4 protein-coding genes and 1 pseudogene are annotated in these 6,290 nt (G+C 46.8%); 3 read left to right on the forward strand and 2 right to left on the reverse strand.

Annotated features, from left to right (window positions below):
• Positions 1 to 440: 440 nt before the first annotated feature.
• Both AAKU64_RS21970 and AAKU64_RS21975 read left to right on the forward strand, forming a co-directional pair.
• Positions 441 to 2,552, forward strand: a complete 2,112-nt coding sequence (locus AAKU64_RS21970) for an alkaline phosphatase family protein (protein ID WP_354330779.1) — start codon at positions 441 to 443, stop codon at positions 2,550 to 2,552.
• Between the two features lie 21 nt (positions 2,553 to 2,573).
• A complete protein-coding gene (locus AAKU64_RS21975) occupies positions 2,574 to 3,260 on the forward strand; it encodes a hypothetical protein (protein WP_354330781.1) in 687 nt (228 codons plus the stop codon).
• 95 nt (positions 3,261 to 3,355) lie between these two features.
• Here the strand turns inward: AAKU64_RS21975 and AAKU64_RS21980 are convergent, their stop codons facing one another.
• Positions 3,356 to 4,414: a stealth family protein gene (locus AAKU64_RS21980; protein ID WP_354330782.1), complete on the reverse strand. Its 1,059-nt coding sequence runs from the start codon at positions 4,412 to 4,414 to the stop codon at positions 3,356 to 3,358.
• A gap of 543 nt (positions 4,415 to 4,957) precedes the next feature.
• On the opposite strand from AAKU64_RS21980, the gene AAKU64_RS21985 reads away from it, so the two are divergent.
• Positions 4,958 to 5,650 (forward strand): IS6 family transposase, encoded by a 693-nt coding sequence (locus AAKU64_RS21985; RefSeq protein WP_354330784.1) that lies wholly within the window; start codon positions 4,958 to 4,960, stop codon positions 5,648 to 5,650.
• A 406-nt stretch (positions 5,651 to 6,056) separates the two neighbouring features.
• Here the strand turns inward: AAKU64_RS21985 and AAKU64_RS21990 are convergent.
• A pseudogene (locus tag AAKU64_RS21990) lies at positions 6,057 to 6,290 on the reverse strand (glutamine--fructose-6-phosphate transaminase (isomerizing)); the annotation flags it as partial.

A 6,290-nucleotide genomic window follows, 5' to 3' on the forward strand; every position in this document is an offset into this window, starting at 1 on the left:
CCACGCCATGATTGCCACTCTTTAAATTTATCCTGTTGCTATTGTCTCATTTGAGGTAAACACTCTGCTTGGCTTTTTATCGTGCAAAGATCTCGCTCTATTACATCTCTGTCAGTTTTAATTGTAACAATTGTTACATTTTTCATTAATTTGTCATGTCAGCGTCACTTCACTGTCATTCGCACTCTTTAACATTGCAACCTCATTAATGTTGTTTTGGCGGTGTTTTTGATCGCGTCTTTGCCCACGTTTTCTTTAGACGTTTTTGCTAATTCGTTCTTACCAAATTTTATCCAATTAAATGTCAGCCTCAACTGTGCGCTTTCCTACGCATGCTTTGCGTACGCTTACGATGCCTGTACTTGCATAGCTGGTTGTTTTGCTGATGTTTATTTTGCTGTTATTTATTTTATTCATCATCAACTTCAAGAGATCCTATTATGCGTCAATCTGTATTAGTTCTCAGCCTGGCAGCTGTACTTGCTTCGCTAGCTGGTTGTGGCGGTTCCAGTAATGTTGCCAGTGCTCCTGCAACGCCTCCTCCAGTGACACCTGCAGTACAACGCACCATCATCATGGTGTGGGATGGATTGCGTCCAGATTCAGTCAATCCAACCGACACTCCTAACCTGTATGCCTTGCGTCAACAAGGTGTGCAATTTGCCGATCATCATTCGACTTATCCAACCTTCACAATGATGAATGGTTCGTCTTTTGCAACCGGTTCTTTTCCAAAAACTAGCGGTTTCTACGGCAATACATTCTGGACGCCGCCACAAGCTGGCGCTACTCAAGCTATTCCTGTTGGCAAGTCAGCAGCAGGCAATGCTCAGGATTATCAAGATCCGGTATTTACAGAAGATTACGCTGTATTGAGCACGCTCAATGATTATTACGGTGGTCAATTATTGTTAGTCAAAACCTTATTTAAGACGGCACAAGATGCAGGTCTGAAAACAGCCACTATCGGTAAATCTGGCGCTGCGTTTATTCAAGATCTTGGTCGCGGCGGGATTTTTCTTGATGAGAACGCGGTATTGCCGCAATCTCTGGTGACCGATTTGCAGGCTGCTAATTATGCTTTACCGCTGAATACGACCTTTGCTTATCCGGCTGGCACAGTGACGCTCAGCGCCACTAACGGCAATCCAACAGCGCGTGCTGGTGCATTGACGTTTGCCTTACCAAATGGCCTGCAAGCCAAAGATGCGACCGATACAACGCAAGGCAATCCAGAAGACGCTGCCAACAAATACATGATGAACATTTATACCAGTTTCATCTTGCCGAAAAAATTACCAGACTTGTCTTTAATCTGGTTCCGCACACCAGATAATACTGAGCATGCTTATGGACCAGGTTCAGCTAATTACCGTAAAGCGCTGGCATCACAAGATACGCGTTTGGGTGAATTGCAAGCTGGTTTGAAGGCAGCTGGTTTGGATACAACGACAAATATTATTGTGGTGTCTGATCACGCACACAGCAATGTATCTGGCCCAACCAGTTTGTTCCCATTGCGCGCAATCAACGCAAGCACAACAGTGACCAGTGGTGTAACCAATGCGACGCTGGGCGCTAAAGATTCTGTTACTGGTTTCTCAGTTTCTGGTGATGTACGTACTGCCGATTTATTGACATTTGCTGGCTTCAAAGCATTTGATGGTAACGGTTGCAGCACGAGTGCCATGTACGGTATTAAATCTGATGGCAGCAATGTGTATAACGTCGGTGTCGACACCACAGGTACTTTGTGCGGCACTACCAACGCTAAATATCAAGCAATCAGCGCGACTTTAGCTACACCGGTTGCCAGTTTTAAAGTACCGGCAACATTGCCAGCCAACGGCATCGTGATCGCGGCTAACGGTGGCTCTGATTACCTCTACATGCCAGATCATGATCTGACTACAGTGACCAATGTTGTGCGCTTCTTGCAATCACGTGAAGAATATGGTGCGATCTTTGTTGATAGTCGTTACGGTGCGATTCCAGGCACATTGCCGATGGCGATGATCAATCTGGAAAACAGTGTACGTTCCAGCAAAGGGCAGCCGGATGTGGTGGTGAGCTTCAATTGGGATTCGCAACAATTAGTCAATGGTTTGCCAGGCATTGAGTTTGAAAGTACCGGCGGCAATCGCGGCATGCATGGCAGCTTCAGCCCGATCGATGTACATAATACCTTGATCGCCAACGGCCCGGCTTTCCGCACAGGCATCACTATCAGCAACCCAACCGGTAACGTAGACGTAGCACCCACAGTTGCTTATATCTTGGGACAATCTATGCCGCAAGCCGATGGACGCGTGCTCAGCGAAGCATTACTTAAACCTGCGACGACATCTTCATTGGTAGTAAAACCATCGATCCTGAATCCGACCACACCATCCACAGGACTGACTTTTAAACTGCCTACTGATCCAACCGGCGTTACCATTGATACTGCATACAGCAATGGCAGCTACTCAGTCAATTTAGTCGTAAAAGACTTGACCATCGATGGTAAAACTTACCGTTATTTTGACTACGCACAAGCAGTTCGTAACTGATCTATTCAATACTAATTATCTATGAAATTGATGCAAGTAAAATCGTTCAACACGGTGAGCCCGCGCCTGGCGCGGGTTTTTTTTATAATCGCAACAACTGTATTTGCCGCGAGTAGTCAGGCTGCCGGACTAGATTTTGATAAAACCTTCAATGACAAAGGTGAGTCACGCCAGTTGCATTACCAGGCGACTTATTCGTTAGATGGAAAAACACATCAAGTTGATATCTGGCGTGACCGCAATCAACAACTAAAGCGCCGTACCGACGACGCCGTCGAGACATTTATTTTTAAGCCAGCAAAACAGACAGAATGGAGCATGATAGTGCTTGATCTCAAGCGCAAGATCCGCACAGATATTGATCGTACTAATTTATATCGTATCGGCCATTTCACTGACTGGTTTAGCCTGTCGCATTCCTTAAGCAGACCAACGGCGCAATACCAACTGAGCACTACCACAACGCCAGTACTGGAAGAGAAGCCGATTTCAGCCTGCACCTGGTACAGCCTGAGCCGCAATAATCAGGAAAGCAAAATCTGCTGGAGCAAAAACCTACACTTACCTTTAGTGATTGCTGACCACAACAATCAAGTGCAATGGCGTGTGACTAACGCGAATACAAAAAATATCGCCGCCTCAGCGTTTCAAATTCAAGATCAGGGGTTTGTACGGAATAATGCTAACGAGGATATTCAAGCGGATTGATATCAATTCAATTGATGGTTAAATTGGATGTCGAACAGTCGAGCGGTCATTGTAGAAACAAAAAAAGTTCGCAAGCGGAACTATTGTTTATAAAATTAGGAGAAGACCATTGCGCCGGTTTTAGGCTCCCAGAAATCAACGGACGATGAAGTCATCGAATCTCGGAACAACAGCTCAAACTTCGATGGTTCAGGTAGCAATTTTTTCAGAGTCTGGACGACGCGAAGCAAGCGGAAGTCGTTTTCTGGCGCATCATCACAGGTATCGTTGATACAAAAAAACGGTAGCTCGCCAAAGTTGGCAAGTAGAGCATCGAACTGTCGTTTGGCATGATTGTCGCCAGTATTTATATGCAAAGGATCTAATACTATTTGTTGGGCAACCCCTATGTGTACCATCCAGCGTGGAACTAGATCGGGAACGATTGCGGGCGATCGCCATGAGCGGAATGTTGTTGAACGTACCCGTTCGAATAATTCTGGTGCAATTTGTTCAAGCGCAAACATTGCACTGCGGAGCATGGGGCGGGGGGAGTGCGAATAAACGCGGGGATCATGACTGTAGGTCGAATAGCGCTGTGAGAGCCAATTCCTCGATAGTATTGACGCATTGACCAACGCCGACTCATCGGGTTGTAAGACTTCATAGTCTGGTATTGATTTTGTCTCAGAAAAAATTCTCAGACAGTCACCAAACCACCAATCAATATCGACTTTCGCACCGAAAAAAACATCGTCGTTGAGATAGATAAATTTTTCTGACAAGTCAGGGATATGATGCAGGTAAGACTCTATATGACCTGAGTCAAACACCGATCCTGCCATGTTCGGAATCAAATCTCGATGATTAATGATAGTGATGTATTCCGACGAACGCAGCCATGATGGAGTCTGATCATCGCTGATGATATAAACGTGACCGTGCTCAGGAAAAAACTTTTCCAATGCGCGTAGGTTGAATAGCAGCTCTCCGTTGTCGCGATATCTGCCAGCCGTGTTTCCGTGCGCTGCTAACTCGTCTGGATTTTCTATTATCCAGTGAGCATACGCCTGCTCCCGTTTTATTTGCCACATCGGATCTGAACCGTCTACCCATAAATAGACAATATCGATTTGTTCCGAAACCTTACGTGCGTCGTTCATTAAGCCAGCCATCTTTCTATCCGTATTATTTTGAGTGGTACACGTTCTATGCGAGCTCTTGCAGGACTTGTCAGACTAGCTGCATCGAAACGACAATTGTCCTGTCCATACCTAGAAGATTTAGTCGTCGATATCCCTAAGTCAAAGAAACTCACGGTTCAATTTAAAATTCGAATGATGTTGACAGTTACATCGCGTTTCCATATCCGGAAGACGCGCTATGAACGTGATTCATTGCGATGTAATGATTTGTTCGTGTTGTAGGCACTGACAAATGAAGTGAGACTGCTAAAGTCCAAAAGAAAAAGGGCTGCAAATAACTGCAACCCCTTGTATCTTATGGCTATCCTTCCCTGATATTAATCAAGTCGTTGCGGAGTAGCAATCAAATCAAGCAGACGAAGGTTAACAGCGATTGCCGAGTTTCACAAGAGTTTTCGAGCCTAAACTAGCGGGTCATAGAATAGACAGGACACGAGGACGGTTCTGTCGCATTAGTGAGGTTAGTGGAGCCGATGAGGTAAACTGCGATGCCCAAACGCAGGAAAAATTGACATGATCAGCTTCAAAGGGATGCGCTTTCCGATCGATGTGATCTTGGTGTGCACCCGGTGGTACGCCGCTTACCCGTTGAGCTATCGGCATCTGGAGGAAATGATGGAAGAGCGCGGCGTGTCGGTCGATCACTCATCAATCAACCGCTGGGCTATCCGCTTTCTGCCGCTCATCGAAAAGATGGCGCGCAGATATAAGCGCCCGCTTGGCGGCAGCTGGCGTATGGATGAGACATACATCAAGGTGAAAGGCGCTTGGAAATATCTCTACCGCGCCGTGGATAAGCAGGGCATGACCGTGGACTTCCTGCTGACAGCCAAACGCGACATGGCTGCGGCAAAGCGCTTTTTTAACAAAGCGATGGGAGCGAACGGGGATCCTGACAAGGTCGCAATGGATAAGAGCGGAGCCAACAAGGCTGCCATTGATGCGATCAATATTGGCCGCGTTCAGCCTATCGTTGTGCGCCAGGTCAAGTATCTCAACAACATCGTTGAGCAGGACCACCGCGGCATCAAGCGGATAACCAAACCGATGCTTAACTTCAAATCTTTTCGATCGGCCAGCGCAGTGCTCGCTGGCATCGAGCTCATGCACATGATTCGAAAAGGTCAGTTTGACACTGATGGTCTTGCGGACCTGTCATTTGCGCAACAATTCTATGCCCTGGTAGGACAGGTCCGTCCAGCGTAAAGGTACACCCTCGTCGTGTCTGCAAGAGCTGGTCTCAGCTAAACAACGCGACAGAACCTCCAAGAGTCTAAGAAGATTGCTTTCGATATCAGAAAAAGTGTGGTGAAGGCGGCCAGATTTGATGCCCGGAATGCGGGCAACACGGCCCTGAGATGGAACATCGTAAATAGTTAGCCAGGGCAAATAATCGATGCCGGTGCCCTGGCCGCGCCCTTCCCTGAGGAAGCGCGCATGTTTTGCCTCGTCGAATTCGTATCTACGCTTTGCCATGACATAGGAATTTGAATGCAGTAGCTTAGTATAAATCTTCTAGCGCATGATGCAACTATATTATTAATGTAAAGACTTTATTAGCTATGTAAAGACTTTATTATTAAGAGACAGGTCAGGAAGTCCAAAAAATCACTTACTCCACCGTCACACTCTTAGCCAAATTCCGAGGCTTATCGACATCCGTCCCCCGCGCCAACGCCGTGTGATATGCCAGCAATTGCAGCGGCACAGTATGCAAGATCGGTGACAACATGCCGTAATGTTCTGGCAAGCGGATGACGTGTACGCCTTCGCTTGAGGCAATGCGGGAATCTGCGTCGGCGAAGACGTACAGCTCGCCGCCACGGGCGCGGACTTCTTGCATGTT

It is taken from the genome of Undibacterium sp. GrIS 1.8 (assembly GCF_040544445.1).
GTDB lineage: Bacteria > Pseudomonadota > Gammaproteobacteria > Burkholderiales > Burkholderiaceae_D > Undibacterium.